The sequence below is a fragment of the Trichormus sp. NMC-1 genome, from assembly GCF_001858025.1.
Classification (GTDB): Bacteria; Cyanobacteriota; Cyanobacteriia; order Cyanobacteriales; family Nostocaceae; genus Anabaena.
Window position 1 is genome coordinate 438,153 of record NZ_LZQD01000004.1, and the last position, 24,941, is coordinate 463,093.

Consider the following 24,941-nt stretch of genomic DNA (forward strand, 5'->3'; position numbering starts at 1 on the left):
GTTTATGGCTATAAATTTCACAACTAACCTACCTATTATTATCGCTCATCGAGGCGCAAGTGGCTACCGTCCCGAACATACTTTAGCTGCTTATGAATTAGCAATTGATTTAGGTGCTGATTATATTGAGCCAGATTTAGTTATTACCAAAGATGGTATTTTAATTGCTCGTCATGAAAATGAAATTTCTGAAACTACCGATATTGCCTTTCATCCTGAATTTACTCACTTAAAAACTACGAAAATTATTGATGGTGAAATTAAAACAGGTTGGTTTACAGAAGATTTTACCCTAGCAGAATTAAAAACCTTAAAAGCTAAAGAACGGATTCCCCAACTGCGTCCGCAAAATAAAGTTTATGATGGAATATTTATCATTCCCACGCTGGAAGAAATTATTGATTTAGCTGAATGTAAAAGTTTAGAACTTGGACGAATTATTGGTATTTACCCAGAGACTAAATATCCAAGTTACTTTAAATCAATTGGTTTACCATTAGAACAAACCTTGCTGACAACTTTAAATAAAATTAATTTACCCGTATTTATTCAATCTTTTGAAGTTAGCAACCTGCAAGAATTAGCGAAAAAAACAAATTTACCTCTAGTGCAATTAATGAATGATTCTGGCAAACCTTATGATTTTTTAGTCAATGGTGATCATCGTACATATCAAGATTTAGTCACTAAAACTGGATTAATAGAAGTTTATAAATATGCACAAGCTATAGGAGTTAATAAAAACTTACTAATTCCTAGAGATATTACAGGTAAATTACTATCACCAACATCGTTAGTTAATGATGCTCATGCAGCTAATTTGCTAATTCATGCTTGGACATTTCGCAATGAAGATGTTTTCTTACCTTTCGACTTTCAAAAAAATCCTCAAAGTGAATATGAAATGTTTTTTAAATTGGGTATAGATGGTGTATTTAGTGATTACCCAGATACGGCTAAACTTCAACTTACAAAAATGTGAATATAAAAAAATAGGAAGTTAGTTCAGAATAGGATAAGTAGCCATCATGAACTGCGTACACCAGTAAAGAATCATCTCCACCTTTGGGTGTGTTGAGAGAATTGTGTGTGGGATAAAGATATTTGCGGACAGCTTTAGCAGTATTCAGCAGCCATTTTTCCAGAGTTTGGGGATTTACCTGTTGACTGCTTTGAGAATTATAACTTTTAGCGATCGCATTCCAAGTGGCTAAATCTGGGGGAGGAAGTTGACGAGACGTACCTGTGGGAGAGGGAACATAGCACGTTTTGAAGCATTCCCAAGCCAGTGCATAACCATTCACCTCAGCGGGAGATAAACCAGCAGTTTCTAAAGACTCCAGCAACCGCTTTTTCGTGATTTTCCGCAATAATCCCCAATCTGTGCAGATATCAACTTCATGACGTTGACGCAAAGTCTCTCGAATAGAATTACTAAAAATCGTAGTTGCGTAATTTTTGAGACTAAAGCTTTGATTTGGGTTAAAACCTTGGAAAATTTTCTCAACTTGGGAAATAGCAATTTGAAAGCAGTCTGACAGTTGATACTGCGTACTAGCAAAACTTGTAACTGTTTTTTGGGATACCCAATAACAAGATTCCTGTAAGTAAGCGGTGAGATGTTCTTTCGCTAAGGGCTGAGTTTCTGTAACCTGCCAAAACTTATACCAATATAATGCCCAGAACGATTCTGACGTTTCTTGGGGTGTGCGGTTGAGACAACTTTGCATACTGCGCCGCAGTTTTGATCTATCCTAAAGGAAAGAGGTTTTTGGGCAACTTTACTTTTTGTTACATAGTAGCGATTACTTTCGTACAGTTAAACAATATTGCCTAGCCAATCATGAATAAATTGCAGTTAAGTCGTTTGGGTGAAGTCGCTAAACTCTTTTTAAAATTAGGCATTATTGGCTTTGGGGGACCAGTTGCCCATATTGCCATGATAGAAGATGAGGTAGTCAAGCGTCGTCAGTGGCTGACGCGAGAACATTTTCTAGATTTGCTTGGTGCAACTAACCTAATTCCTGGCCCCAATTCCACAGAAATGGCGATTCATATTGGATACATTTATGCAGGATGGTTGGGGTTAATTGTAGCGGGTGTTTGTTTTATTTTACCTGCGGTGGTAATTACAGGTATATTTGCCTGGATTTATGTCAATTATGGTACTTTACCCCAAGTTGCGCCTTTACTTTATGGAATTAAACCGGCTGTGTTAGCTATTATCCTGAATGCTATTTGGGGCTTGGCAAAAAAAGCCGTGAAAACACGCAAATTATTAGTAATTGCAGTAATTGTGGGGGTGGCGACATTTTTCTGGAAAGTCAATGAAATTATTGCTCTATTAATTGGCGGATTTTTAGGTATGCTTTGGTTAAATGGTGGTAATAAAAATAATAGTCCTGGAAATCAAACTAATTTATTAATTGCTGGTTTAACCATAGGTGCAACTTGGCCAGTAACATCAGTAAGTGCTGTATCTGTGCCTTTGTGGCAATTGGGTTGGTTTTTTCTGAAAGTTGGTAGTGTGTTGTTTGGTGGTGGCTATTTATTAGTGGCGTTTTTGCAAGGTGGATTAGTTGAAGAATATGGCTGGTTGACACAACAGCAGTTACTAGATGCGATCGCAATTGGCCAATTTACTCCTGGGCCAGTTCTTTCTACTGCTACCTTTATCGGTTATGTCCTTGCAGGTATGCCTGGTGCAATCGTGGCTACCTTGGGAATTTTTCTTCCTTCATTTTTGTTCGTTGCCGCTTTAAACCCGTTGATTCCCCGTTTACGTGCCTCTGCTTGGACAAGGACTTTTTTAGATTCTGTCAATGTCAGCGCTGTGGCACTCATGGTATTGACTACGCTGCAATTGGGAATAGCGACATTAACAATACAAAAAGCGCCTTATGTAGATTTTACTGCAAGTGCGATCGCTCTCATTTCGGCAATTTTAGTACTGCGCTACCGCATTAATGCTGCATGGCTAGTATTAGGTAGTGGTTTAATTGGCTGGGGCGCTTATTTGTCTGGATACATTAAATAATTAATGTGAACGCAAGAGCAAAAAACAATGAATTGATACCCACCGCTAACTTTAACCTGCCAACTTTGATAAATCTACTTGTTGAGTTTCGGCTAACTCAAATTGACACCACTTTGATACTGATATTGGATTTATATTTTGTTGGCTAATAATTAAGTCTATAAATTCCTTAGCTTCATCGATAGCAAAATCCTCATCGAACCAACAGCGCATAGATATTTTTGAGTAATCTAGCTTGTTACCAGTTGGGCTGTAGCAGACTATTTCAAATCTTTTTTTGGCAAACCACTGATATACTTCAATCTTCCATTCTTGATAGTCTATGGTTTTCATTAAATATTTATTCATACGAATCTCTTTTCCCTTATTCAAAAAAATGATTTTTCAAGCCGAATTTAATACCCAACAACAGCAAACCGCAATATTAATGTTTTTTATATGTATCATAATAAAATATTATTTAGTTTTCCATTAAGAATATTCACACTTCTTAATAGAAACTTTATGTTTCGTTATAATAACCGGCATATTTAGAAAATACTGGTCTTAAAAAAAGGCGATAGAGAACGCCTTGTCTGCGTAGTTTTAGCCCTTCGATATCGCATCAACACCGCATGGTTATTTTTAGTAGTGGTTTAATTGCTGGGTCAGAACCTAACCCCCAACCCCTTCCCTGGTAGGGAAGGGGAGTAAGAATCAAAGCCTCTCTCCCTGTGGGGGAGAGGTTTGGAGAGGGGTTTAGAGTATAATTTGCAACTTTTCAAACATCCGAAATAGTAACCCAAATCCAAAACTCCAGAGGGCAGGATTGATTAAAATAGCTTTAGCCAGATGTCCATAATTGTGGACTGTGTTGCCAAAACGCACTGCTAGTAATACACCCAAGCCATAAGCTCCGAAGAGTGACCCCAATAAATCGTAGAATAAAGCCCAGGCGAAGTATTCTTTGCCTACCATTGCTAAAGTGATAGGAAAGCCTAGATAACCAGTGTTACCTACCATAGCCGCTAAAATCAAACTACCTTGTGTTGATGGTTCGGGGAGAGAATTTGTCAAATAGGCTTGACCTTTAATCCCCAACCAGGCTAAAAATGCCCCTAGGAAGATAGCTAAATAAGCTATAACTGGTGCAATCCAAATTTGTCCTGATAAGTCTGTTTGGCGTAAAAACGAAACAATGCTTATCGGTACTCCTACCCAAAAGAGAAACTGGCCTAAACGAGTAGGAAATGTAACAGGTAATTTCCGTCCGAGGATAGGCAAAAAATTGTCAGTTTCAATTTATATCCACATATCAAACCAAAATTGGGAGAAAAAACCCAATAATTCAATTTTTTTTAAGACTAACATCTGTTCACTCATCATCCATTCTCCCGTCGTTCTTGCAACTTCAACATAATTTCTGCGTGCATCTCGCGGGTAATAGGATAGAAAAAAGTTAAAATCAAACCAATAATTAAACAAATTGTCGGTATCGGTCCTACTGCAATTCTAATAGCTAACAATGCTGAATCAGGTTGTATAGGAAGCGTACTTTGTCCAACCACAGCTTCTTTAAAACCAGAGGCTTGTAAGGCATTACCGACTATAAATAGCCCAAAAGCTAAACCAAACTTTTGCAATAAAACCATGAAACCGTAAAAAATTCCTTCCCGTCGCTGTCCGGTTTGTAGTTCATCTAATTCAATTACATCGGGAATCATTGACCAGGGAATTAGATAAGCTGTGGAAACACCAACACCTGCCATGACAGCCATTACATACATCAATCCAATTTGATTAGATTGTAAGAAAAATAGTCCAGCAGCAGCGATAATCCATACACTCATTCCCAGAAAATAAACAATTTTTTTACCAATCTTTTTACTTAAATTACTCCAGACAAATAACATTATTAAAGCAGTAGCTTGTACAGCAATCATCACTGTGGGAACATCTGAATTTTTCAGTCCCATACAGTAAATAACAAAATAGGGAATTATACTTGCTGTGATTTGTACACCTAACCAAGAAAAAAGATAGATAGCGATAACAAACAAAAACGGTTTATTACTAAAGACTATTTTTAACTGTTCAATGAAAGGAATTTCTGCTGGTTCCTCCAATTGGATACGTTTAGCCTCAAAAGCCATAATGCGCTCGCGTGTTCCATAAACGCACCAATATAAAGATAAAGTCGAAATGACAGTACAAATTCCTGCTAAAACTATATACTGTTCTTGCGGATTGACAATGACAGAAAAAACAATTTGCGCTAAAATCAACGATACAATACTGCCACCAATAGAAAAAGTAAAGCGAAAGCTATTCAGGCTAGTACGTTCATCATAATCTTGAGATAGTTCAGGAGTCATTGCCGTATAAGGCAAATTAACAACAGTGAAAAACGCCTGAGATAAAACTCCAATTGCTACGTAATACCAGAACAAAGGCCAAATATTACTACTTTGATCAGTGCTAAATTGAGGTACAATCCACTGTAAGAAAAAGAAAATCCCAAAGGGAACTGCACCATATAACATCCAAGGTAAACGACGACCCCAGCGGCGAGATTTAGTTTTGTCAGTCAACCATCCCACAATCGGATCATTGACAGCATCCCAAATTTTGCCAATCATCAAAATACTGCCAGCTAAACCTGCGGGAATACCAGCGACATTGGTAAAAAACACCAACAGAAAAAAGATCGCAATATTGGAAGTAATCGCTGGGCCTAAGTCACCAGCACCATAAGCCAGTTTAGTTTTCAAATCTAACTTTTGACTTGTTAGAGATTTTTGCAAATCGTCATCAGCATCTTTCATAAAAACTCGCGCTTATTTTAAAATAAATAACTTGGCTTACTTGACGTATTAGTTAACACAATTTCCAGAGTCTTATGTCAGACCTTTACATTTCTTGGTCAGATTATTACCATAAAATTGAACAATTAGCTGTCAATATTTATCAATCGAGTTGGCAATTTAACCAAATTGTCTGTCTTGCTAGAGGCGGACTGCGAGTGGGTGATATTTTATCACGGATATACAATCAACCCTTAGCAATTTTAGCGACATCATCTTATAACGGTGCTGGTAAGCAAGAAAGAGGAGGTTTAATAGTTTCCCCTCACTTAACGATGACTACCGACACATTAGGTTCCCGGATTCTCCTAGTAGATGATTTAGTAGACTCTGGGATTACTCTCCAACAAACTATTCCTTGGCTACAACAATATAGTCAGTATCCAATTGCAGAAATTCGCACCGCCGTAATTTGGTATAAAGCCTGTTCTATTATTACTCCCAATTACTATGCTGATTATCTACCTGATAACCCCTGGATTCATCAACCCTTTGAAATGTATGAACATACAAACCCGGCAGAACTGGCGGTAAAATTGAGTCAACCTTGTTGATTTGGGAAAAAACGACTCATCCAAAATCTAAAATCTAAAATCTAAAATCAAAACAGCCACAACCACATCGGTAGAGTAACTAACAATACCATAGCCCCCATTGCTAAAGCAGTCACTGCCAAGTCACGATCTAGATCAAAGGTTTCGGCTAATACCAATGTGGCAAATGCTGGAGGCATAGCCATTTGTAATACAATTACCTGTGCTGCACCACCAGTGATACCAAACACTGGTAGAGTGCTACCCAAAATCAGCGGAACTAAAAGCATTTTGATGATGATACTTGTTCCTGCTGGTTTGAGTTTGTACCAAGAATTCAGCCGTGAGAGTCGCATTCCAATTAAAATCAAGGATAAAGCAACAGCACTCCAAGCTAATTTATCTAAGCAAAATTCCCAAACTGTGGGAATTGTCACTTGGCGAAATAGTAACCCAAATCCAAAACTCCAGAGGGCAGGATTGATTAAAATAGCTTTAGCCAGATGTCCATAATTGTGGACTGTGTTGCCAAAACGCACTGCTAGTAATACACCCAAGCCATAAGCTCCGAAGAGTGACCCCAATAAATCGTAGAATAAAGCCCAGGCGAAGTATTCTTTGCCTACCATTGCTAAAGTGATAGGAAAGCCTAGATAACCAGTGTTACCTACCATAGCCGCTAAAATCAAACTACCTTGTGTTGATGGTTCGGGGAGAGAATTTGTCAAATAGGCTTGACCTTTAATCCCCAACCAGGCTAAAAATGCCCCTAGGAAGATAGCTAAATAAGCTATAACTGGTGCAATCCAAATTTGTCCTGATAAGTCTGTTTGGCGTAAAAACGAAACAATGCTTATCGGTACTCCTACCCAAAAGAGAAACTGGCCTAAACGAGTAGGAAATGTAACAGGTAATTTCCGTCCGAGGATGACTCCTACTAGGACTAATCCCACCAACTTAACGTATAGTTCTAAAAGATTTATCAAGATTTTATCTAAAAAATAGGAATATAAAATGATATCGATAACTGTTATTTTTTGCCAGTCTACTATTTTGAATAGTACTAACTTGAAAAATAGTAGGACAGATGGACAGCCGAAAAGCTAATTTAGTCAGTTTTTCCAAATCCAAAATCCAAAATCCAAAATTGCACAAACACAGGAGTTGACACTTGAAAAAGGCTGGGTTTTCAGAAAAACCGCAAAACTCATCGTCTGGTTCTGGAGATGATATTCCAGTAGCTTTACGCGATACTCCTGATACCGGATCTAAGCTGCGCGTACAACCACTAGTTTTAGTAATTGGGGGATTAACAGGATTTGTCCTGCTATCTGTAATTAGCGGTTTTTTATTTTTTGTCACAGCACCTAAAAAAACTGCTGATTCTATACCAGCATCAACCGGTTCTGTGCCTGCACCAACTAATTCCCCAGGTATTGACAGCAACACTATTTTGGGACATTTAGCTTATGCAGAAGCACCAGAATCTGAATTATTAGCGATTACGGCAGATGGACGCATTAAAATGCGACAAGCCGCTGCCCAAAAGTTTCAAGCAATGGTACAAGCAGCAAGAAGTGCAGGGGTAATTTTAACGCCAATTTCTGGCTTTCGTTCAGTTAAAGACCAAGAGCCGTTGTTTTTTGATGTTGGCGCTCAACGGAACCAAACCCCCGCCCAAAGAGCCTCTCTCAGCGCTCCTCCTGGTCATAGTGAACATCACACAGGTTACGCTGTGGATATAGGAGATGGAACTGTACCAGCAACTAATCTTCAACCCCATTTTGAGAATACCAAGGCTTATCAGTGGCTACAAGCCAATGCTGCCCGTTTTAGCTTTGAGATGTCTTTTCCCAAGGGTAATACTCAAGGAGTGAGTTATGAACCTTGGCATTGGCGCTTTGTAGGCGATCGCAATAGCTTAGAAACATTCTACAAAGCCAGAAATTTAAAACCCACTAACACAACTGATTGACATTGAGTAATTGACCAAACATGATTAACTCATTTAGTTATTATTAATAATGCATCAAAGTTCTGGTCGCTGGCGTTTAGGGTTAGGTTTATCGCTGCTGACAGTTTTTTTATGGGGAATTCTACCGATTGCGCTGAAGGTAACACTACAAGTTTTAGATGTCTACACCGTCATTTGGTTTCGGTTTTTGATGTCGTTTATCTTCCTTGGAGTTTATTTATCCCTGCGTCGCCAATTACCAACGATAGAACAATTACGTAATACTTCTGGAAAATTATTAGCCATATCCACAATATTTTTAGCCAGCAATTACTTCCTGTTCATGCAAGGTTTAGCATTAACAGCCGCAGCTAATGCACAAGTAATAATTCAGTTAGCTACTGTTTTGTTGGGTTTTGGTGGTTTAGTTATTTTTAAAGAGTATTATACACTGCGTCAATGGCTGGGTGTAAGTGTGCTAACTTTAGGTTTTGCACTGTTTTTTAATGCCCAATTCACGAATTTAATCACAGCACCTAGTCAATATGTTCTTGGCAGTGGGTTAATTGTCTTAGGAGCAGTAGCATGGGCTATTTATGCTTTAGCACAAAAGCAGTTATTAAAAACTTTACCATCTTCTCATATTATGCTGATAATTTATGGGGGATGTGCTTTATTATTTACTCCTTTTGCGAAAATCAATACAGTTTTTTATCTCGATCATCTTCATTTAGGAATGCTGCTATTTTGTGGATTGAATACTTTGATTGCTTATGGCGCTTTTGCTGAATCATTAGCACATTGGCAAGCATCAAGAGTCAGCGCAGTATTAGCATTAACTCCTATCGTGACTTTAATATCCGTTTGGATAACTTCAAAAATTGCATCCAACCTAATTCCACCAGAACAGATCACAATTGTGGGAATTATGGGAGCATTGTTAGTTGTGGCTGGATCAATATCTATAGCTTTAGGAAAATCTGAATAAGTAGGTATACTAAAAACGGTTGGAAACTTTACTTTTAAACGCAGAGGTTCGCTGAGGTTAACGCAAAGTGACGCAGAGTTTTTATTGAAGTTTTTGCTTTGAATTTTATATTTAAAGCCACATCATAAATACTGAGGTAGAGTCGTTTTTTAGTTGTTAGGATTATGAGTGATATCAAGTCCAGCTAATTGCTGATGATTGCTGATCAAAAAGCTCGACCCGTCTCCGCCCGGTTCCCTAATCATAAGTATACAACCAGACAGGATATGAGTGCAATTAAGTAAAGTCAACCTCTTATCAAGCGGATATTTTTCCTATTAATTGGCTTTATTTAGCTTAAATTTAAAAAATTGTATTCAATATCAAAAAATCTCAAAAATATCCAGAAGACTGCTGGAAACAGTAGTATATATAAATCCATCAGGGTGTGTGAAAAACTACCAAATATAACGCTTCGCTAAACAACATCACCGAAAAAATTGAGCGATGAAAAGTTGGTTTGGTAATTGGACCCGCAGCGTGAAAAGGAATTCACTATTGCTGGTGCTTTCAATATTGCTGCCAACATTTGGAATTAGTCACTCTGTTATGGCAGCAGAGAAAATATATACTTCTTATTCATTACTAGAAGTTTCCTTTCCCGTGATTAGTTTAGAAGTCTATGCCAAAACGGGATTAATTGATAATGAATTAGCTGTTTATCAGCGATATATTTCACTTCAACAACTACAAGAACTAAGACCTATTTTACTCGGTTCTTTAAAAATTAGTCCCGCTGTTGCTTCACAATTTCTCTATACACAGCAAGGAGAATTTTTGGTACGACGGTTAGCTGAATTAATTAAAACCAAATCTCGTCTACCTGAGTCAGAATTTCACGCTTTACGATCAGCAATAATTTTAGCCGCTGGGGAGCCAGAAGGCTTAACGTTATTAAATTTGTTACGTAAGTATCCCAGCAGTAATATTCACATTAATTTAGCTGATAGTTTAGAAATATGTGGAGAACTAGAAAAACTAATCAGTCAAACCAATCATGCGATCGCTTTAGTTCAGCAAAAATCTGATCTAGAAACTGCTACCATCCCAAATGTGACTCTATCTCAATTGCCAAATTTACAAACTAAAGGCAATTTTCAAGCTAAAAAGTATATACTGAAATTTTTCGACTTCAACCGTAATCGGCTTTTGCTTACAGATGTTTATTTTCCCAATGTTCAACATTCGGCATCAGTAATTGTCATTTCTCATGGCTTAGGTTTAGATAGCAGTAATTTTCGTTATTTAGCCAATCATCTAGCTTCTCAAGGATTTGCGGTTGTCGTTCCTAATCATCCTCATAGTAGACAATCTTTGCTCAAGAGTAAAACTAGTGACTTAGTAGAACCAGGAGAATTTACAGATAGACCATTAGATATCAAATACATACTAGATCAACTAGAAAAAGCTAATCAGTTTGATGCCAACTTTAAAGGTCGGTTAAATCTGCAACAAGTTGGTGTATTTGGACAATCTTTTGGCGGTTACACGGCTTTAGCTTTAGCAGGTGCGAGGATTAACTTTGAGCAGCTAGAAAAAGACTGTACACCAGCAGGTTTGAGAAATACTTGGAATATGTCTTTAATGCTGCAATGTCGAGCTTTAGAATTGCCAAATAAGTCGGAAAAAGAAGATAATTTACGGGATGAGAGAGTTACAGCCGCGATCGCAGTTAATCCCATCACTAGCTCTATTTTTGGACAAGCTGGCTTAAACCAAATTCAAACTCCTGTGATGCTTGTCGGTAGCAGTGAAGATACTGTTGCACCAGCTTTATTTGAACAAATTTTACCTTTTTCTTGGTTAACGAATTCCCAAAAATATCTGGTTCTGCTTCTGGGTGGAACTCATTTCTCTACCATCGGTAATGGTAATTCCGGGAGTCAACAAGTAGCTTTACCTGCGGAAATGGTTGGAGATGCTATCCTCGCACGTGCTTATATCAAAGCTTTGAGTTTACCTTTCTTCCAAGCTTATGTGGCACAAAGACCCGAATATCTTCCCTATCTTAACGCTAACTACGCTAAACTCATTTCTACTCAGTCTTTGGGTTTGAGTCTTGTTCAGTCTTTGAGTAGCCAAGAATTAAGTCCCGTACTAGATAATAATTTCTACGGAGTTATCCCTGAAAGAAAACTTCCTTCTACCATCATCAAGTTGGGATTTTGGATATTAGATATTGGTGTTTCCTTGCTTCATGTTATGATTTTTCTGTGATGTTTTTTTACATCTTGTCTTTATTAGTAAAATTCTTATTTTTCGGCGTAAGTCCTATATAATTACTTACGAATTACGAATTAAAAATTAGAAATTATTCCGTGCAAGGCTTTCTTAACCTCAACAAACAACTTGACTGGACTTCCCACGACTGCGTAGCGCGGGTGAGAAGACTGCTGCGTCTCAAACGGGTAGGACACGCAGGAACTTTAGATCCTAAAGCTACAGGTGTGTTACCCATCGCTTTGGGTAAAGCCACGAGATTATTACAATATCTACCGGGTGAAAAAGCTTACAAAGCTACTATCCGTCTTGGTATAAGTACTACTACTGATGATTTAGAAGGGGAAGTGATCACTTCTCAGCCTTGTCCTGGGTTAAATTTAGCAGAAATAAAAACAGCACTTAGCGAATTTATCGGCAAAATTGAGCAAATTCCTCCTAGTTACAGTGCTATTCAAGTAGAGGGGAAACGGCTGTATGATATAGCACGAAAAGGGCAAATTGTGCAAGCACCTACGCGGACAGTAGAAGTTTTTCAGATAGAAGTTTTAGACTGGCGAGATGGGGATTTTCCTGAACTAGAAATAGCGATCGCTTGTGGTGCGGGAACATATATTCGTGCGATCGCTCGTGATTTAGGTATGGTATTAAATACAGGCGGTACTCTTGCAGCTTTAATACGTACAGTTAGCAGCGGTTTCAACTTACAAGATAGTCTCACTCTCACCGAGTTAGAAACTCAATTGTCAGCCCAGACATTTCAACCGATGGCTCCAGATGCACCTTTGCAACATTTACCATCTGTAATTTTACCATCAACAGAAGCTAAAAAATGGTGTCAAGGTCAACAAATTTCTATCAATCTTGATATTTTGGGATTAGTAAGAGTTTATGAAGAAGAAACCCGTTTTTTAGGAATTGGACAATTACAAGAAAACATCATAATTCCACAAATGGTTTTTGAACCAATTTCTTAACCGGGGTTCAATTTACCAAATCCAATCTAACTGAGAATTTTCCTCAAAAAATTATACTAAAAACGGTTGTCAACTTTACTTTTAAACGCAGAGGTTCGCTGAGGTAAACGCAAAATATCCAGAAGACTGCTGGAAACAGTAGTATATATAAATCCATCAGGGTGTGTGAAAAACTACCAAATATAACGCTTCGCTAAACAACATCACCGAAAAAATTGAGCGATGAAAAGTTGGTTTGGTAATTGGACCCGCAGCGTGAAAAGGAATTCACTATTGCTGGTGCTTTCAATATTGCTGCCAACATTTGGAATTAGTCACTCTGTTATGGCAGCAGAGAAAATATATACTTCTTATTCATTACTAGAAGTTTCCTTTCCCGTGATTAGTTTAGAAGTCTATGCCAAAACGGGATTAATTGATAATGAATTAGCTGTTTATCAGCGATATATTTCACTTCAACAACTACAAGAACTAAGACCTATTTTACTCGGTTCTTTAAAAATTAGTCCTCAAATAGGCTTGACCTTTAATCCCCAACCAGGCTAAAAATGCCCCTAGGAAGATAGCTAAATAAGCTATAACTGGTGCAATCCAAATTTGTCCTGATAAGTAACATAATTTCTGCGTGCATCTCGCGGGTAATAGGATAGAAAAAAGTTAAAATCAAACCAATAATTAAACAAATTGTCGGTATCGGTCCTACTGCAATTCTAATAGCTAACAATGCTGAATCAGGTTGTATAGGAAGCGTACTTTGTCCAACCACAGCTTCTTTAAAACCAGAGGCTTGTAAGGCATAAAATGTGGTTCATTTACGCGAAAATCGCTGTAATAAAGTCGAGATATTAACCGTTTTTAGTATCCCTGAATTTATTCCCAAGTTGACACATCCCGCAATAAATCAGGAATTTTTCCTTGCGATAAGGGAAACTCTAAGACAGTTTCTCTATATCCCAAATATCCAGATTCAGTAAACGACATCAACATCCGTGTTAGTGCTAACCAAACATCTGATTCATATTCCCAATCATGATCGCGTCTAGCACGTCCAGCAATAGAACGTAACGCCCAAAAATAAGAATTTCTAACTACAGAACCGCCCTTTTTGAACTCTGGGACATCCTCTTTGTGGATAAATAACACATTATTTTCAATTTTGGCTCTCATTTTATCCAATTTAGGATTTTATATTTTGAAGGGATGAAAGATTGTAGAGACGAGAATTTCTACTCAGGTCACGTCTCTACAATGGTTTCAGATATAGCATTTCCTAGTCTAATGAAGTACAAAAATATCTGCGTTTATCTGTGTTTATCTGCGTTTAATTATTACTGCTTGTACCTCACTTGAATGGGAATTGCTATAACGCATCTTTAAACAAAGATCGATGTTGAATGAGTTCTACAAATTACTCTCTATCAACTGTCGATATTCGCTTTTTTGCTTCACCCCTTTAACTTCCTTCACCAGTTCCTGATTTTTAAACAATTGTACCGTCGGTGTTCCGGTAACTCCAGCATTTTCAGCAATATCTCTATCTTTGTCAATGTCGATTTCGACAAAATGGATTTTACCGTCAAATTCATCGACTACTTTATTTAAAATAGGTTTAAGAGTATGGCAAGGACCACAACCAGGAGAGACATATTTCACTAACATCAAGCGATCGCTCTCATGGAATAATTTCCTTAAGGCATAACCACCTTCATGGCGTGTCGCTTGCAAATCAAACTCTGCTGCTGTTACTGTTTTCGTCTCTTCTGGTTGCGCTTCCAACTCCTCATTTTGGATTTGATGAAACTCTTGAATTAAACCTTTCCCAGATAACCACCTTTCCGCTAACATCGCCGCCATACAACCAGTACCCGCCGCCGTAATAGCTTGGCGAAATTCATGGTCCTGCACATCACCGGCTGCAAATACACCATCTATACTGGTTTCTACACCACCATGTTTAGTGGTAATGTATCCCACCTCATCCAGTTCTAATTGTCCTTGAAATAAGCTAGTATTGGGCTTATGACCAACGGCGTAAAATAAACCCTTAGCAGGTAATTCGCTCACTTCGCCAGTTTGATTATTGCGTACTTTCACCCCAGCCATCGAACCGTTCCCGAATACATCCACAGCCTCTGTGTGCCAATGTACTTTGATTTTTGGATTACTCAAAACCCGGTCTTGCATTGCTTTAGAAGCCCGCATTTTTTCCGAACGCACCAGCAAATTCACTTTAGAACCATATTTAGTTAAATAAATAGCCTCTTCCGCTGCTGAGTCACCCGCACCAATTACCGCTAACTCTGCACCACGAAAAATTGGAGTTGCACCATCACAAATTGCACAAGCAGAAATTCCCCGACTCCAAAATTCATGTTCGCTAGGTAAACCTAACCGCTTGGCTGTTGCACCAGTAGCAATTACCAAGCTATGCGCCTTTACTTCCCTTTCTTGGGAACGGATAATAAAAGGACGCTGACTCAAATCAACTGAGATCACATCTTCCGTATATAATTGCGCTCCCCACCGTTCCGCCTGGGCTTTCATATTATCCATCAGTTCCGGCCCGGTAATACCTTGGGGAAAGCCGGGAAAGTTCTCAACTTCTGTCGTTGTCATCAGTTGTCCACCTGGTAAACCCCCCGCTTGGAACCCTTCAAAGACAACGGGTTTTAAATTAGCACGTCCCGCATATATAGCCGCTGTATATCCTGCTGGACCAGAACCGATAATTACCAAGTTTTCTACTGTAGGGTTAGTCATAACTATTATCCGAACTCATAACGACTACGTTTAATTTAGCATAACATAACTGAGCTTTCAATTTACTTAATTCCCAGCTATAAATGAATCTCTTCATCCCCCTGTATGTCCATTAGTTGTTCCACATCACCCATTTAGATGACAGATTCGACATACTTCTTAATAAACTAGCAGCGTAAACGCAAAACGTTCTAATCTAAAAACTGACTGGGTTAATTTACTGGCAGTTTTGCAGGCAGTACTCTTAACGCATAAATACGGAAAAGTGTCAAGCCTCAAAACAACCCAGACTTAACACATAAACTTATTTATTAGGAGTTTTAGAAATCCAATGAGTGTTAAGGCAAGTGGTGGAAGCTCCGTTGCGCGTCCGCAACTATATCAAACCTTACCAGTAGCAACCATTTCCCAAGCGGAACAACAAGACCGCTTTTTGGGAAACGGTGAACTGAGTGAATTAGGAAGTTATTTTGCATCTGGTGCAAAGCGTTTAGAAATTGCCCAGATTCTCACAGAAAATTCCGAGATAATCGTCTCCCGTGCGGCTAACCGGATTTTCGTGGGTGGCTCGCCCATGTCTTTTTTAGAAAAGCCTAAAGAGCGAGAACTGGCAATGGCTGGCGCTGGTGGTGTTAGTGTCCAAGAAGGCATGGCCTTAGGAACTGTCACCTATGTTGAAAGCCGTGGTGGTTTCTTTGAAAACTTGCGCTCAATTTTTAATACATCAGCTGGTGGACCCACACCTCCAGGCTTTAGACCAATTAACGTTGCTCGTTACGGGCCTAGCAACATGGCCAAGAGCTTACGGGACTTGTCCTGGTTCTTGCGCTATGCTACCTATGCGATCGTAGCTGGCGACCCCAACATTATCTCTGTGAATACCAGAGGTTTGCGGGAAATTATTGAAAATGCCTGTTCTGGAGAAGCCACCATAGTAGCTTTGCAGGAAATTAAATCAGCGTCATTGTCTTATTTCCGCAAAGATGCAGCAGCTACAGAAATTGTGACTCAGTACATGGATGTGTTGCTGACAGAATTTCAAGCACCTACACCTTCAACCAAAGTCCGCCAACGTCCTTCCGGCGACCAACAAGGGTTACAACTGCCGCAAATTTACTTTAATGCCGCAGAACGTCGTCCTAAGTACGTCATGAAGCCCGGATTGTCTTCTAGCGAAAAGACAGAAATCATCAAAGCAGCTTACAGACAAGTGTTTGAGCGCGATATTACCCGTGCTTATAGTTTGTCAATCTCTGACTTGGAATCGAAAGTCAAAAATGGCGACATCTCCATGAAGGAGTTTATTCGTCGTTTAGCTAAATCTCCCCTTTACCAAAAACAGTTTTATCAGCCTTTTATTAACAGTCGGGTGATTGAATTAGCTTTCCGTCACATTTTGGGACGGGGACCAAGCAGCCGTGAAGAAGTCCAAAAATACTTTGGAATTATTTCTAAAGGCGGTTTACCAGCTTTAGTTAATGCTTTAGTAGATTCTGACGAATACAGCGATTACTTTGGAGAAGAGACAGTACCCTACATCCGGGGTCTGGGCCAAGAAGCCCAAGAATGTCGGAACTGGGGACCACAGCAAGACCTGTTTAACTACAGTGCGCCTTTCCGGAAAGTACCTCAGTTCATTACCACCTTTGCTGCTTACGAACAGCCATTACCTGACCAACATCCCTACGGTTCTGGTAATGACCCCTTGGAAATTCAGTTTGGAGCGATTTTCCCGAAAGAAACCCGCAACCCCAGCAGCAGTCCTGCGCCTTTTAGTAAGGATACCCGCCGGATTTTGATTCACCAAGGGCCTGGTATTAATAACCAACTTAGCAACCCCAAAGCACGGGATATAGCTCCTGGTTCTTTGGGTGCTAAGGTGTTCAAATTAGACCAGCTACCCGGTACTATTGGCAAAAAAGCTGCTAAGGGTGCAAGTGTTAAATTCTCAGAAAGTTCTACCCAAGCAGTAATTAAGGCTACTTACCTGCAAGTTTTCGGTCGTGATGTTTACGAAGGTCAACGCCTGAAGGTTGCCGAAATCAAGCTGGAAAACGGCGATATCACTGTCCGCGAGTTTGTACGGATATTGGCTAAATCGGATTTATTCCGCAAGATGTACTGGACTTCTCTGTATGTCTGTAAAGCGATTGAGTATATTCACCGTCGCTTGTTAGGTCGTCCTACTTACGGTCGTCAAGAGAACAACAAGTATTTTGACATTGCTTCTAAGAAGGGCTTCTATGCGGTCGTTGATGCCATCATTGACAGTGAAGAATACAGCCAAGCATTTAATGAAGATACAGTTCCTTATGAACGCTATCTAACTCCTGCGGGTGTGTCTTTGCGTCAATTGCGTGTTGGTACTATCCGTGAAGATTTGGCGAATGTTCAAAAACAAGAAACGCCTCGCTTTGTGGAATTGGGTGCAGTCACAGAAATGCGGACCCAACCAGATATTGAGTTCCGCATCAACCAAGGTGTTACTAAGCAGCGTGAGCAAACCAAGGTCTTCAAGCTGACAGCAGTTAGCAATGACAAGGTTGCTATCAATACTGTGATTAGCGGTGCTTATCGGCAGATTTTTGAGCGGGATATTGCCCCTTATATCTCTCAGAACGAATTCACGGTTCTAGAAAGCAAGTTGGTGAACGGTGAAATTAGCGTTAAGGAATTTATTCAAGGTTTGGGTTACTCGAATCTGTACCTGAAAGAATTCTATACACCTTACCCCAACACGAAAGTAATTGAGTTGGGTACTAAGCATTTCTTGGGTCGCGCACCTATTGACCAAGCAGAAATTCGCAAATACAACCAAATTCTGGCTACTCAAGGGATTCGTGCCTTTATTAGCGAGATGGTTGATAGTGCAGAATATCGTCAAGTGTTTGGTGAAGATACTGTTCCTTACCGTCGCTTCCCCACTTTACCTGCTGCTAACTTCCCCAATACCGAGAAGCTTTACAACCAGCTAACCAAGCAAAACGATGATTTGGTGGTTCCTAGCTTTGCAACTGTCAAGCCTCGGATTAAAACTGAGAATACGCCAATCTTAGCGAAAGCGATCGCAGATTTGGCAGCCCAAGCCAAGCAAATGGACAAGACTAAACCCTTGTTTATTGAGTTGGGTCGTTCTTTCAATGATGGTCGCGGACAGTCTGTAGAAGTCGGTGTGGGTACAAGCCGCCGCAAACCAGCCCGTATTTACCGCGCTACCACTGGGACAAATTCCCCAGAAACCAATCAGGTAATTAATGCTATTTACTGTCAGGTTATGGACGTATTTAGCGGTCAAGTTCCTGGTTATTTCCGTCGTTCTGACTTAGATAGCAAACTGCGTAACGGTGAAATTACTGTCCGTGAGTTTGTTCTCGAACTAGCTAGTTCAGATATCTATCGCAAACGGTTCTACACTCCTTATCCCAACACCAAGGTGATTGAGTTCTTATTCCGTCACTTATTGGGTCGCGCACCAGCCACTCAAGGCGAAATCCGCCAGTATAACAAGTTGCTGGCTGATAGCGGTTTAAAGGCTGCTGTAGAGGCAATGGTCAATAGTCCTGAGTATGCTCGCTACTTCGGTGAAGACGTAGTACCTTACAACCGCTATCCATCTTTACCCGCAGGTAACTACCTAGGTAGTGTACAAGCTGCTGCTGACTTGGTGAAACAATCCTGGTCTAGCTTGTCTCCCTCTGTTTTAACCGGTCGTCCTAGCAACAGATAGGTAATAGGTAACAGGTGACAGGTGACAGTAGAAGAAGAAATGGAGCAGGGAGCAAGAAAGAGGAAACGGAGCAGGGAGCAGGGAGCAAGGGGGAAAATACCTCTCCTCTGCACCCTGCCCCCGCCCCCCTGCTTCTTCTCCTCTGCACCCTGCCCCCCGCCCCTCTGCCTCTTTTGCCTGTTCCCTGTTCCCTGTTCCCCCTTCCCTCAGAATGAGCAAATCTGAAAATTAATATTACAAAGTGTTAAGAGCAGTAATAAATGCTCAACATAATGCCGGACAATATTTTCCGGAAGGTAGTTTAATTTTCCATCTTATCTGGTTGTATTGAGTCCATCTGACTCGCAATGCATATAAGACAGAAAGCAACTATCAACCAATTCAAAGTCTTACCAGTTTAAAAGCTGGTGTCATTAGTTTTGGAGGAATCCATTAATGAGTATCGTCACGAAAGCTATCGTGAATGCTGATGCAGAAGCTCGCTACCTCAGCCCCGGTGAATTAGATAGAATCAAAGGTTTTGTTGCTGGTGGCGCACAACGTCTCCGCATCGCTCAAGTATTGACCGAAAACCGCGAGCGCATCGTTAAGCAAGCTGGCGACCAACTGTTCCAAAAGCGTCCTGATGTTGTTTCCCCAGGTGGTAACGCTTACGGACAAGAAATGACAGCTACTTGTCTTCGTGACTTGGATTACTACTTGCGTCTTGTTACCTACGGAATCGTTTCTGGTGATGTAACCCCCATCGAAGAAATCGGTATCGTTGGTGTACGTGAAATGTACAAGTCTTTGGGTACTCCCATTGATGCAGTTGCTGGTGGCGTTGCCGCTATGAAGAACGTTGCTGCTACCCTGTTGTCTTCTGAAGACGCTGGTGAAGCTGGTTCTTACTTCGACTACGTTGTTGGTGCAATGCAGTAAGTTGAAGCTGTTTCTCGGCTAAAACTCAAACTGTGGCAATAAGGTTGGAAATAAGGAAAAAACAACAATGCAAGACGCAATTACCTCCGTTATCAATTCTTCAGACGTTCAAGGTAAATACCTTGATACCGCTGCTCTCGAAAAGCTAAAAGGCTACTTCGCTACTGGTGAACTGCGCGTTCGTGCAGCTACAACCATCAGTGCTAATGCTGCTGCGATCGTTAAAGAAGCTGTAGCTAAGTCCTTGTTGTACTCTGATATCACCCGTCCCGGTGGTAATATGTACACCACCCGTCGTTACGCAGCTTGTATCCGTGACTTGGATTACTACTTGCGTTATTCTACCTACGCTATGCTGGCTGGCGATCCTTCCATTTTGGATGAGCGCGTATTGAATGGTTTGAAAGAAACCTACAATTCCTTGGGTGTACCCGTAGGCGCTACCGTTCAAGCTATCCAAGCAATCAAGGAAGTAACCGCTAGTTTGGTTGGTCCTGACGCTGGTAAAGAAATGGGTGTTTACTTAGATTATGTCTCCTCTGGCTTGAGCTAGGAGTCAGGTTTGCACTTAATAATTTAGGTGCGGCTTTATTAAGGTCTGGAAATCAATCATGAGTTCTAGAAGGTTCTCTTGCTGATTGATTGTAAGTGTTATCAGTCTAGTATTGATGGTTGATTCCCAGCCTTGGAAAGATTAATTAAAGATTTGCACTCAAAATTTTTTGAGATAAAAATAAAGTTTCACCAGACAATATCAGGAGATTTCAAGAATATGTCCCGATTGTTTAAAATCACTGCTTGCGTCCCCAGCCTAACTCGTACTCGCACCCAGCGCGAATTACAAAATACTTACTTTACTAAGTTAGTTCCTTATGAAAACTGGTTCCGTGAACAGCAACGGATTCAAAAAATGGGTGGCAAAATTGTTAAGGTAGAATTGGCAACTGGTAAGCAAGGTACAAATACTGGTTTGTCTTAATTGCTATCAACCAAAAATTATTTGATTTGATTTTGAAAGGGTCTAAAAAGACCTCTTTTTTTTTGGGAATTTGATATTAAGAGGCTATTTGCAGTGTGTTTGGTTCAGGGATAGATTCACCGTCTGCTTCCCAAGCTTCTAAATACATTTCAATTACTTCTTCACCGTTATGAATTGCTTCTTGACGAGTTTTACCGTGAGTACAAGGCATAATTACAAGATGGCTAAATTCTGGAATGGTAACTAAGAAAAGCTGATCTTCATCTGACCATTGAACAATCATACTGTATTGATTCATAAATCCTAATCCTTCTCTAACTCTTCTAGTTCAGCTAATAATTTTGCTAATTGCTTTTCTAGGTAAAGTGGAACATCATCCCCATCTTTACCTGGAATTGTTAATGTTTTCCTCAGTAAAGGATGTTTCCATCTCTCATGACTGCCTTTCCCACGCTTTGGTAGATACACAAACCCTTCTCGCGCTATCTCGGCTTTTAACTCCCGAATTTTTCTGGGCATTTATTCTGGATATTTATTTATTCTTGGTCTGAACTTTAATAAGATAACATCAGTTCTGCAACATCTACCTCAGAAAATCCCATTAATTTTCCCACTTGTTTAATGTACATTTTTTCCGTTATGTGAAAATCTCCATCACGCTTTGCAAGTGCGATCAAATCAATTAATAAACCTAAAGCATCATCGGGATATTTAGCTATTAATGAATAATCTACTTCTATTCTCTGGGCAGATAATAAATTTTTAATTTCCTTAATTTCTTCCACTGTTAAATTAGCATTGGTAATAATTGTCTTGAGATATTCTTTTTCTTCAGGTTCAATACTACCATCAACTTTCATTAAATTAATCAGGGTTTTAATCTTTAATAATTCTAGTCTTTCTCCTGTTATATTATTGACTTCTATTTCAGATGTAGGAAGAAGATGATCAGTATATTCAATGCTACATTCACTTAATGATTGAGTCTCATCTAATATCTCAATTTCTTTTTCAAATATTTGAATAGACTTATTACCTACTTGTTTCGTTGAATAGGCAGACCATAAACCCATAGCAGTAGAACCAACTACAGGTAAATATTTACTAACACTTGATTTCAATACCTGTTGGGCATATTTTCCTGCTATCCAACGAGCCATATCTTGAAATATTGGCGTGCTTACTTTTCGAGCGATAATTTTACTACCTTGAGCAATAATAACTCTATTTGCTACTGCATTGATGCCGGGGGTAATTAATCCTGTACTCAAGGAAGAAATTAAGACCCCTGCTAATAGTTCCTTGTTTAAATATTGCTGCTTGTCATAAGCTACACCTACATCATAAATCATCGCAATTTGGTTTCGCATTACTGTGATAATTTCTGGAGCAACTGCTAACATTCCCAATGGACCTGGTACTAAATTAGCTGCTACTGATATCCCTCCATTACATTTTGCATAGCCATTGACAATTGAATTAGCTGATTCTATGGAAGGTCTTTGATGTTGATAAGGATTTTTAGCAAAATAATTACTTCTATCTTGTGCAACCATATCAAAAGAAGTGATTATTTTTTCACCAATTTGGTTTTGTAATTCTTGAATAACGTTATTACTTGTATCTCGTTGGTTGATCATAAAAACTTTTCCCGCTTGTATCTTACCTACTTATTTATTCAGTATAATTTTACTCAGTCGCAATATTTAATAGTAGCAAATTTACAAAAGTTTAGGTATTAGATCAAGTATCAATGATGAGCTATACCCGCGCTCATGATAGACTAAAGTAAAACAAGCTAAAAATTCTCTCAAATATGTTAACTGCTACTAATATTGGTACACTAGTAACCTGTTCTCCAGATGTGAATAATGGTCTTCCCGTGATTACAGGGACTAAAACTTCTGTAAGTCGAGTGGTTGTTCTTTACAAACAAGGTGCAAATGCGGAAGAAATTGCCCGTCGGATAAGTCACCTCAACCTTGCCCAAGTGTATGCAGCTTTAGCTTACTACCACGCTAATCGTGATCAGATAGAAAATGAGTTAACACAAGCAGAGGCTGAATACTGGAGTTTGGCAACTTTACACAGCCAGAAAGATAAAACCAAAGATGAATAAGATCCGGCTTTATATTGATGAGGATTCTATGGATGAAGATTTTGTTCAAGCTTTGCGTTCCCGCAATGTAGATGTATTAACAGTTGCAGACGTGGGAATGTTGTACAAATCTGATCCAGAACAGCTAACTTGGGCTAAGGAAAACAACCGAGTTATATTTAGTTTTAATGCCAGAGACTTTTACCAGATTCATACTAATTTGCTGGAACAAGGTTTGTCCCATGCAGGAATTATTTTAGCACCACAACAACGATATGGAATTGGTGAATTAATGCGCGGGGTTTTGCGATTGATTAATACCAAATCAGCAGAAGATATGCAGGGACAAGTAGAATTTTTAAGCAACTGGGTTTATTAATTATGCCAGTTTTGATAGTAAGTTCAAATATCCATTATGAGCGTTAGCGTAGCTTACCGTAGGTATCGCTAGTCATAAAACTTCATAACTAAACCGAACTAAGGAACTGCCAGTTCATACAATTGCTTTTTCCCTAAAGGAGTCACCACAACAGCTTCTAATCGGCGATTAGCGGGTAAAGGCACAATAATATCAAATTGGCCAGTAGCACCGATACTTAGGCGCTGTTTAGCAATCATCAATAGGTTCACCGGATCAACAATACCGACAATTTTCACTTGGTTGTCATTGGCTATGAGTTGACGAATATTCAGAATAGGATCTTCCCGCAGAGGAACTGGTTCAGAAGGTGGTTCTCCGGGAATTGTTAGATTTTGAAACCCCTCATTTACCAACTTTGTTTGCCCTTGAGCAGTTATGGCTACACTTCCCTTCATCGTGCCAACCCCCATTTTGCCATTATCCTGTACACTCACACCAAACTCAGTTCCTCGCACTCCAGCCACCCCAGCGGGAGTATGAATTTCCACACGAGAGGATGAATTAGTTAACGGACGATGTTGGAGACGAACTTGCCCAGTCTTTACCTGGAGTTCTGTTATCCGTTCACCTGCATTTCCCATTTGGAGTTTATTTACAGATATAGTCGTATTTTCAGAAACATTTATAAAACCAGTACCTGTATCAATTGTCAAAACGGCACTAGAACCTTGCTTGGTGCTGATTGTATCCCCTACAGATTCTAGTCGCATTCCAGTACGAGCGGGTTGAGATGTTTGCCCACGAGAATACAGAACTTGCCCGTTGGTACGACTCACTTCTATCCAGCGATTGATTTTAACCTGTAATTGATTATCTGCTGCGGAGGCATGAAGAGTACTAACTAGTACAGCCATTACTAAAGTTAAGTTACAAGCCCACCAAGTTTTCATATGTATTTCCAGATGATTGTCTGTGCCGATTGAAACCAGTTCTTTAATAATCCAGTCAACAGTTTTCTATTGAGTAGGTTTTTGGCGAAAATAGACCACTCGTGCATCTATCCCTTCGGATCTCAAAAAATGAGACAAGCATTCCGCCTCTTCCCTCCTTGGAGATCCTCCTGCATATACATAAGTTCCAAACCTGTGCTGTGCCAGGAATGCGTCGGAAATATAATTTCTGACAAGGTTCAATAATTTGTCTGATTTACCCGGAACAACAACCACATAAGGGCGGGCTGAAACTTGGCCAATCACAATCACATTGTTATCTCGGACACTATTGAGAGATTTGCTAAGTTCAGGCAAACTATTGGGAATACAAGGGAGTGGGGGAGTCCCAGCCTGACATGATAAAGTTTCCCATAAAACAGTTGTAACGATTGCTGTAATCAGATACTTATGCACCGATGCACCTACTCAGCAGATTGTTAGAGCTTTTACAATAACCAAAGAAATGTCAAATAATATCAAGTCCGGTTAATTGCTGATCAAAAAACTCCCTG

The 24,941-nt window shown here is 39.6% G+C and carries 23 protein-coding genes and 3 pseudogenes; 14 read left to right on the forward strand and 12 right to left on the reverse strand.

Features of this window, described 5'->3' with window-relative positions:
- The first annotated feature begins 4 nt into the window (after positions 1-4).
- On the forward strand, positions 5-982 hold the full coding sequence (locus A9Y75_RS15745; RefSeq protein ID WP_071190478.1) for a glycerophosphodiester phosphodiesterase: 978 nt from the start codon (positions 5-7) through the stop codon (positions 980-982).
- A 67-nt stretch (positions 983-1,049) separates the two neighbouring features.
- On the opposite strand, the pseudogene A9Y75_RS15750 reads toward A9Y75_RS15745, so the two are convergent.
- Positions 1,050-1,748, reverse strand: a pseudogene (locus A9Y75_RS15750) (sigma-70 family RNA polymerase sigma factor); the annotation flags it as partial.
- Between the two features lie 95 nt (positions 1,749-1,843).
- Between A9Y75_RS15750 and chrA the strand changes: the two are divergent.
- Positions 1,844-3,037 carry a chromate efflux transporter gene (gene chrA, locus A9Y75_RS15755; protein WP_071190479.1) on the forward strand — a complete coding sequence of 398 codons (1,194 nt, stop codon included), beginning with the start codon at positions 1,844-1,846 and terminating at the stop codon, positions 3,035-3,037.
- Between the two features lie 51 nt (positions 3,038-3,088).
- Here the strand turns inward: chrA and A9Y75_RS15760 are convergent, their stop codons facing one another.
- From A9Y75_RS15760 to A9Y75_RS15770, 3 genes and pseudogenes are all read right to left on the reverse strand, one after another.
- Positions 3,089-3,370: a hypothetical protein gene (locus A9Y75_RS15760; protein WP_236721426.1), complete on the reverse strand. Its 282-nt coding sequence runs from the start codon at positions 3,368-3,370 to the stop codon at positions 3,089-3,091.
- A gap of 435 nt (positions 3,371-3,805) precedes the next feature.
- A pseudogene (locus tag A9Y75_RS15765) lies at positions 3,806-4,318 on the reverse strand (AEC family transporter); the annotation flags it as partial.
- Positions 4,319-4,398: 80 nt separating this feature from the next.
- Positions 4,399-5,841: an MFS transporter gene (locus A9Y75_RS15770; RefSeq protein WP_071190481.1), complete on the reverse strand. Its 1,443-nt coding sequence runs from the start codon at positions 5,839-5,841 to the stop codon at positions 4,399-4,401.
- Between the two features lie 74 nt (positions 5,842-5,915).
- On the opposite strand from A9Y75_RS15770, the gene A9Y75_RS15775 reads away from it, so the two are divergent.
- A complete protein-coding gene (locus A9Y75_RS15775) occupies positions 5,916-6,434 on the forward strand; it encodes a phosphoribosyltransferase (RefSeq protein WP_071190482.1) in 519 nt (172 codons plus the stop codon).
- A 47-nt stretch (positions 6,435-6,481) separates the two neighbouring features.
- Here the strand turns inward: A9Y75_RS15775 and A9Y75_RS15780 are convergent, their stop codons facing one another.
- Complete coding sequence (locus A9Y75_RS15780; protein WP_071190483.1) at positions 6,482-7,399, reverse strand: AEC family transporter; 918 nt, start codon at positions 7,397-7,399, stop codon at positions 6,482-6,484.
- 185 nt (positions 7,400-7,584) lie between these two features.
- On the opposite strand from A9Y75_RS15780, the gene A9Y75_RS15785 reads away from it, so the two are divergent.
- From A9Y75_RS15785 to A9Y75_RS29690, 5 genes are all read left to right on the forward strand, one after another.
- On the forward strand, positions 7,585-8,388 hold the full coding sequence (locus A9Y75_RS15785) for a M15 family metallopeptidase (protein WP_071190484.1): 804 nt from the start codon (positions 7,585-7,587) through the stop codon (positions 8,386-8,388).
- A 49-nt stretch (positions 8,389-8,437) separates the two neighbouring features.
- Complete coding sequence (locus A9Y75_RS15790) at positions 8,438-9,355, forward strand: DMT family transporter (protein ID WP_071190485.1); 918 nt, start codon at positions 8,438-8,440, stop codon at positions 9,353-9,355.
- Between the two features lie 486 nt (positions 9,356-9,841).
- Positions 9,842-11,611: an alpha/beta hydrolase gene (locus tag A9Y75_RS15795; RefSeq protein WP_071190486.1), complete on the forward strand. Its 1,770-nt coding sequence runs from the start codon at positions 9,842-9,844 to the stop codon at positions 11,609-11,611.
- Between the two features lie 101 nt (positions 11,612-11,712).
- Positions 11,713-12,591, forward strand: coding sequence for a tRNA pseudouridine(55) synthase TruB (gene truB, locus A9Y75_RS15800; RefSeq protein ID WP_071190487.1), 879 nt, complete (start codon positions 11,713-11,715; stop codon positions 12,589-12,591).
- Between the two features lie 324 nt (positions 12,592-12,915).
- Positions 12,916-13,137 (forward strand): alpha/beta hydrolase, encoded by a 222-nt coding sequence (locus A9Y75_RS29690; protein WP_236721427.1) that lies wholly within the window; start codon positions 12,916-12,918, stop codon positions 13,135-13,137.
- 55 nt (positions 13,138-13,192) lie between these two features.
- Here the strand turns inward: A9Y75_RS29690 and A9Y75_RS29695 are convergent.
- The 3 genes and pseudogenes from A9Y75_RS29695 to trxB form a co-directional block, all read right to left on the reverse strand.
- Positions 13,193-13,387: pseudogene (locus A9Y75_RS29695) on the reverse strand (MFS transporter); the annotation flags it as partial.
- Positions 13,388-13,461: 74 nt separating this feature from the next.
- Positions 13,462-13,758, reverse strand: coding sequence for a hypothetical protein (locus A9Y75_RS15810; RefSeq protein WP_016952381.1), 297 nt, complete (start codon positions 13,756-13,758; stop codon positions 13,462-13,464).
- A 234-nt stretch (positions 13,759-13,992) separates the two neighbouring features.
- A complete protein-coding gene (trxB, locus tag A9Y75_RS15815; protein ID WP_071190489.1) occupies positions 13,993-15,351 on the reverse strand; it encodes a thioredoxin-disulfide reductase in 1,359 nt (452 codons plus the stop codon).
- 331 nt (positions 15,352-15,682) lie between these two features.
- Between trxB and A9Y75_RS15820 the strand changes: the two genes are divergently transcribed.
- The 4 genes from A9Y75_RS15820 to A9Y75_RS15835 all read left to right on the forward strand — a co-directional run bounded on the left by A9Y75_RS15820 (position 15,683) and on the right by A9Y75_RS15835 (position 20,978).
- Positions 15,683-19,078, forward strand: a complete 3,396-nt coding sequence (locus A9Y75_RS15820; protein ID WP_071190490.1) for a phycobilisome rod-core linker polypeptide — start codon at positions 15,683-15,685, stop codon at positions 19,076-19,078.
- Between the two features lie 435 nt (positions 19,079-19,513).
- Positions 19,514-19,999, forward strand: coding sequence for an allophycocyanin subunit alpha (apcA, locus tag A9Y75_RS15825; protein WP_071190491.1), 486 nt, complete (start codon positions 19,514-19,516; stop codon positions 19,997-19,999).
- 67 nt (positions 20,000-20,066) lie between these two features.
- Positions 20,067-20,552 carry an allophycocyanin subunit beta gene (gene apcB / locus A9Y75_RS15830; RefSeq protein WP_071190492.1) on the forward strand — a complete coding sequence of 162 codons (486 nt, stop codon included), beginning with the start codon at positions 20,067-20,069 and terminating at the stop codon, positions 20,550-20,552.
- A gap of 219 nt (positions 20,553-20,771) precedes the next feature.
- Positions 20,772-20,978, forward strand: a complete 207-nt coding sequence (locus A9Y75_RS15835) for a phycobilisome linker polypeptide (RefSeq protein ID WP_071190493.1) — start codon at positions 20,772-20,774, stop codon at positions 20,976-20,978.
- A 76-nt stretch (positions 20,979-21,054) separates the two neighbouring features.
- On the opposite strand, the gene A9Y75_RS15840 is transcribed toward A9Y75_RS15835, so the two are convergent.
- Genes A9Y75_RS15840 through A9Y75_RS15850 form a run of 3 tightly spaced genes read right to left on the reverse strand, consistent with a single transcriptional unit; the run spans position 21,055 to position 22,618 of the window.
- The gene (locus tag A9Y75_RS15840) at positions 21,055-21,276 is read right to left on the reverse strand and encodes a type II toxin-antitoxin system HicB family antitoxin (RefSeq protein ID WP_071190494.1); all 222 of its coding nucleotides are present in this window, start codon (positions 21,274-21,276) and stop codon (positions 21,055-21,057) included.
- A gap of 5 nt (positions 21,277-21,281) precedes the next feature.
- Positions 21,282-21,497 carry a type II toxin-antitoxin system HicA family toxin gene (locus A9Y75_RS15845; protein WP_071190495.1) on the reverse strand — a complete coding sequence of 72 codons (216 nt, stop codon included), beginning with the start codon at positions 21,495-21,497 and terminating at the stop codon, positions 21,282-21,284.
- Between the two features lie 35 nt (positions 21,498-21,532).
- Complete coding sequence (locus tag A9Y75_RS15850; RefSeq protein ID WP_071190496.1) at positions 21,533-22,618, reverse strand: TerB family tellurite resistance protein; 1,086 nt, start codon at positions 22,616-22,618, stop codon at positions 21,533-21,535.
- A 176-nt stretch (positions 22,619-22,794) separates the two neighbouring features.
- On the opposite strand from A9Y75_RS15850, the gene A9Y75_RS15855 reads away from it, so the two are divergent.
- Both A9Y75_RS15855 and A9Y75_RS15860 read left to right on the forward strand, forming a co-directional pair.
- Positions 22,795-23,097, forward strand: a complete 303-nt coding sequence (locus A9Y75_RS15855) for a DUF433 domain-containing protein (protein WP_071190497.1) — start codon at positions 22,795-22,797, stop codon at positions 23,095-23,097.
- Positions 23,090-23,455 (forward strand): DUF5615 family PIN-like protein, encoded by a 366-nt coding sequence (locus tag A9Y75_RS15860; RefSeq protein WP_071190498.1) that lies wholly within the window; start codon positions 23,090-23,092, stop codon positions 23,453-23,455. Before A9Y75_RS15855 ends, A9Y75_RS15860 begins: the two co-directional genes overlap by 8 nt.
- A 98-nt stretch (positions 23,456-23,553) precedes the next feature.
- Here the strand turns inward: A9Y75_RS15860 and A9Y75_RS15865 are convergent, their stop codons facing one another.
- Entirely contained in the window at positions 23,554-24,387 is an 834-nt protein-coding gene (locus tag A9Y75_RS15865; protein ID WP_071190499.1) for a FecR family protein, read from the reverse strand.
- Positions 24,388-24,941: the final 554 nt, after the last annotated feature.

Excerpts from the sequence above, each read along its gene's own strand:
- A9Y75_RS15745 (WP_071190478.1), top strand. The coding sequence starts at position 5 with ATGGCTATAAATTTCACAACTAACCTACCTATTATTATCGCTCATCGA.
- chrA (WP_071190479.1), top strand. The coding sequence starts at position 1,844 with ATGAATAAATTGCAGTTAAGTCGTTTGGGTGAAGTCGCTAAACTCTTT.
- A9Y75_RS15760 (WP_236721426.1), bottom strand. The coding sequence starts at position 3,370 with ATGAAAACCATAGACTATCAAGAATGGAAGATTGAAGTATATCAGTGG.
- A9Y75_RS15770 (WP_071190481.1), bottom strand. The coding sequence starts at position 5,841 with ATGAAAGATGCTGATGACGATTTGCAAAAATCTCTAACAAGTCAAAAG.
- A9Y75_RS15775 (WP_071190482.1), top strand. The coding sequence starts at position 5,916 with ATGTCAGACCTTTACATTTCTTGGTCAGATTATTACCATAAAATTGAA.
- A9Y75_RS15790 (WP_071190485.1), top strand. The coding sequence starts at position 8,438 with ATGCATCAAAGTTCTGGTCGCTGGCGTTTAGGGTTAGGTTTATCGCTG.
- A9Y75_RS15795 (WP_071190486.1), top strand. The coding sequence starts at position 9,842 with ATGAAAAGTTGGTTTGGTAATTGGACCCGCAGCGTGAAAAGGAATTCA.
- A9Y75_RS29690 (WP_236721427.1), top strand. The coding sequence starts at position 12,916 with ATGGCAGCAGAGAAAATATATACTTCTTATTCATTACTAGAAGTTTCC.
- A9Y75_RS15810 (WP_016952381.1), bottom strand. The coding sequence starts at position 13,758 with ATGAGAGCCAAAATTGAAAATAATGTGTTATTTATCCACAAAGAGGAT.
- trxB (WP_071190489.1), bottom strand. The coding sequence starts at position 15,351 with ATGACTAACCCTACAGTAGAAAACTTGGTAATTATCGGTTCTGGTCCA.
- A9Y75_RS15820 (WP_071190490.1), top strand. The coding sequence starts at position 15,683 with ATGAGTGTTAAGGCAAGTGGTGGAAGCTCCGTTGCGCGTCCGCAACTA.
- apcA (WP_071190491.1), top strand. The coding sequence starts at position 19,514 with ATGAGTATCGTCACGAAAGCTATCGTGAATGCTGATGCAGAAGCTCGC.
- apcB (WP_071190492.1), top strand. The coding sequence starts at position 20,067 with ATGCAAGACGCAATTACCTCCGTTATCAATTCTTCAGACGTTCAAGGT.
- A9Y75_RS15835 (WP_071190493.1), top strand. The coding sequence starts at position 20,772 with ATGTCCCGATTGTTTAAAATCACTGCTTGCGTCCCCAGCCTAACTCGT.
- A9Y75_RS15840 (WP_071190494.1), bottom strand. The coding sequence starts at position 21,276 with ATGAATCAATACAGTATGATTGTTCAATGGTCAGATGAAGATCAGCTT.
- A9Y75_RS15845 (WP_071190495.1), bottom strand. The coding sequence starts at position 21,497 with ATGCCCAGAAAAATTCGGGAGTTAAAAGCCGAGATAGCGCGAGAAGGG.
- A9Y75_RS15850 (WP_071190496.1), bottom strand. The coding sequence starts at position 22,618 with ATGATCAACCAACGAGATACAAGTAATAACGTTATTCAAGAATTACAA.
- A9Y75_RS15855 (WP_071190497.1), top strand. The coding sequence starts at position 22,795 with ATGTTAACTGCTACTAATATTGGTACACTAGTAACCTGTTCTCCAGAT.
- A9Y75_RS15860 (WP_071190498.1), top strand. The coding sequence starts at position 23,090 with ATGAATAAGATCCGGCTTTATATTGATGAGGATTCTATGGATGAAGAT.
- A9Y75_RS15865 (WP_071190499.1), bottom strand. The coding sequence starts at position 24,387 with ATGAAAACTTGGTGGGCTTGTAACTTAACTTTAGTAATGGCTGTACTA.